Below are 2858 nucleotides of genomic sequence, written 5' to 3'. Positions count from 1 at the left end.
TAGCTTGGACTCCACAAAGTAGCTTTGTTGTAGGGCTGTAGTAACAAACACCAAATGCGCCTGTAAGCTGGAAATACTGCTGCGTTCTTCCCTTAGTTCTATGGGCTGGCATAGACATGCCAACTTAACTTGAGCTCATGAAAGCCCGGTGCAAGTACAGTCTTTACCCTACAGACCAATAGAGGCCAAACTTAGCCCAGTTGTTTGGCTGTGCCCGCTATGCTTGCAATGTAAGTTTTGGCCTCCTGTCAAGGGGTTGGGAACCCTTTAAACACACAGATCAGCGAACCTGGCCTGGGAAAGTTTGGCGAGGGAGAGCCTTGGAGCTTGGCCATCTTCGGCCCTCCGCCCCTCAGCAGCTAGGCTGCTTCAACCTCTTGGGAAGCCCCTCGAGAGGAAGACGGCTTGAGAAACAGGGGTAACTCCTCAGGCGATCGTGATCTTGTTCTCCAAGGGTGAATCCGAAGCTGGGCCTGCTCCGTATCTGAGATGGCTTGTTCTCCGACCGAGGAGCTTTTTCCATGTTGTTGACGTTTTTGCTGGATTCAGCCTTTCGGCTTCGTTTTGTCTGCAAAGCTTTTTGGGGTGTTTGCCTGGCTGCTGCCTTGTTTCTCAGCGGCTGCGGGAGCGGCAGCTCGGTAACCCCTGCGCCGGGAGCTGTAGTCTCTACGGCTACCTTGACCCTATCTCCTGCTGCCGAAGTACCGCCGGTAGCGGTGCCCAGCTCCGCCAGCGGCAGTGCTGTTGTCACTTTAAACCAGACCGCCCGTACTCTATCTGTCCAGGGGAGTTTTACGAATCTCACGACCCCACTTTTGCCGATCGCCAATTTTGGCCCCGGCCACATTCACCTGGCCCAGCCCCAGCCGGGACAATCTTTCGCCCAGGCCACAGGCCCGGTCGTCTTTGTCCTGAACATGTTGCCCAATCCCGACAATCAATCGGGGAACTTCCGGCTAGAGGCCCAACTCACCCCTGAGCAGGTCTCCAGCTTCTTGGCCGGGGCCTACTACATCAACATCCATACGCAGGCCAACCCTCCCGGCGAGTTGCGGGCCCAGGTGGTTTTCCCTCGCTAAATCTTGAAGGCGACTTCTCAGCCGCCTAAGCGGTGCGGAGCATCTAAAGCATTTAGCGCAAATGCTGGGGCTTGCGCTGCCTTTTTTCTGGTCAACTCAAGAAGATTCGGCACAATGGGGAAAGCCATTTCACCCTTACCAAGCAGTTGAGGACATCGCTATGGCCTACAAACTCTGGATCGACGGCCAATGGGTCGATAGCCAAGGGGGGGGCTTGATGACCATCGAGAACCCGGCTACTGGCGAGGAACTAGCAGAGGTGGTGGATGCCAGCCCGGCCGATGTGGATCGGGCGGTGCAGGCTGCCCAGACGGCCTTTTACGATGGCCGTTGGTCGAAACTCACGCCTGGCGAGCGCTCCCTGGCCCTCTGGAAATTGGCGGATCTCATCGAAGCTCGCGCCGCCGAATTGGCACGTGTAGAGTCGGAAAACACCGGCAAGCCCTACGAGCTGGTGAGCTTGGGGGGAGATTTGCCGTTTGCGGTCGACAATCTGCGTTTCTTCGCTGCTGCCGCCCGCGACATCCATGGCTTCAGCGCCGGAGAATACGCCAAGGGTTACACCTCGCTATTTCGCAAAGAGCCGGTGGGGGTGTGCGCGCAAATTACCCCCTGGAACTACCCGCTGCTGATGGCCGTCTGGAAGATCGGCCCTGCTCTGGCTGCTGGCTGTACGGTGGTGCTCAAGCCTGCTCCCACCACCCCTCTGACCACTCTGATGTTGGGGGAACTGATCGCTGAAGCCGGGATCCCGCCGGGGGTTGTGAACATTGTTACCGGGGGCAATGCCACCGGCCAAGCTTTGGTGGAGCACCCGCAGGTGCGCATGGTCAGCCTTACCGGCTCTACCGCCACCGGCAAGCAGGTGATGCGCACCGCCGCCAATACCCTGAAGCGGGTGCATTTGGAGTTGGGGGGGAAAGCGCCCTTCCTGGTTTTTGCAGATGCCGACGTGGAAAGCGTGGCCGCCAAGGCCGCCTTCGCCGCCACGTTCAACACCGGCCAGGACTGTACGGCAGCCACCCGCGTCTATGTGCACGAGAGCAAGCTGGCGCAGGTGCAGGAGGCCATTGTGGAGGCGATGCGCAAAGTGACACTGGGATCCCCTTTTGAGGCGGGGGTGGAGATGGGTCCTTTGGTCTCGGCAGCCCAGCGGGAGCGGGTGATGGGATTTGTGGAGCGGGCCAAAGCCGAAGGGGCCAAAGTGCTGACCGGCGGGCGGATCCCTTCCCAGTTTGACCGGGGCTACTACTACGAACCCACAGTGATTGCCAATGTCGATCAAAAAGCGGAGATCGTGCAGAGTGAGGTTTTTGGGCCGGTTCTCACGCTCGGCTCGTTCCGCGAAGAAGCGGAGGCGCTACGCCTGGGCAATGACGTCCTATACGGGTTGGCGGCTTCTGTGTGGACTCAAGACATCGGACGAGCCATGAAACTAGCCGCTGAGCTGGAGGTGGGCACCGTCTGGATCAACGACCACATTCCCATTGCCTCTGAGGCTCCCCATGGCGGCTTCAAACAATCGGGATTTGGCAAAGATCTTTCCGCCGAGGCGGTGCGCGACTATCAGATTACCAAGCATGTGATGATCGCCACCCCCTGAAGCTACGACCATCCTGAGCAGCCATAAAACGAAACAGCAGCAGTTCAACAGGGACATCTCCAGTTTTCCGGAAACCCTTTGCTGCCTCGTTCGCCCCGGCAGCGCGGAGCGCTATCTCAATCTCCCCTCTCCCTTTGGGAGAGGGGCTGGGGGTGAGGGCTGGGAGAGGGGCTGGG

The 2858-nt window shown here is 58.9% G+C and carries 2 protein-coding genes; both read left to right on the top strand.

Annotation, left to right across the window (positions count from 1 at the left end; translation table 11 throughout):
* Positions 1 to 521: 521 nt before the first annotated feature.
* On the top strand, positions 522 to 1079 hold the full coding sequence (locus tag NW844_RS12580; RefSeq protein WP_414336131.1) for a CHRD domain-containing protein: 558 nt from the start codon (positions 522 to 524) through the stop codon (positions 1077 to 1079).
* A 160-nt stretch (positions 1080 to 1239) separates the two neighbouring features.
* Complete coding sequence (locus NW844_RS12575; RefSeq protein ID WP_414336129.1) at positions 1240 to 2682, top strand: gamma-aminobutyraldehyde dehydrogenase; 1443 nt, start codon at positions 1240 to 1242, stop codon at positions 2680 to 2682.
* The last annotated feature ends 176 nt before the right edge of the window (positions 2683 to 2858 follow it).

Source organism: Synechococcus sp. H55.2 (assembly GCF_047462495.1).
GTDB lineage: Bacteria > Cyanobacteriota > Cyanobacteriia > Thermostichales > Thermostichaceae > Thermostichus.
Note: the sequence above shows the minus strand (reverse complement) of the source record. Positions and strands in the feature narration are given on the sequence as shown.

Coding starts and splice junctions, on each gene's coding strand:
- NW844_RS12580 (WP_414336131.1), top strand. CDS start 522: ATGTTGTTGACGTTTTTGCTGGATTCAGCCTTTCGGCTTCGTTTTGTC.
- NW844_RS12575 (WP_414336129.1), top strand. CDS start 1,240: ATGGCCTACAAACTCTGGATCGACGGCCAATGGGTCGATAGCCAAGGG.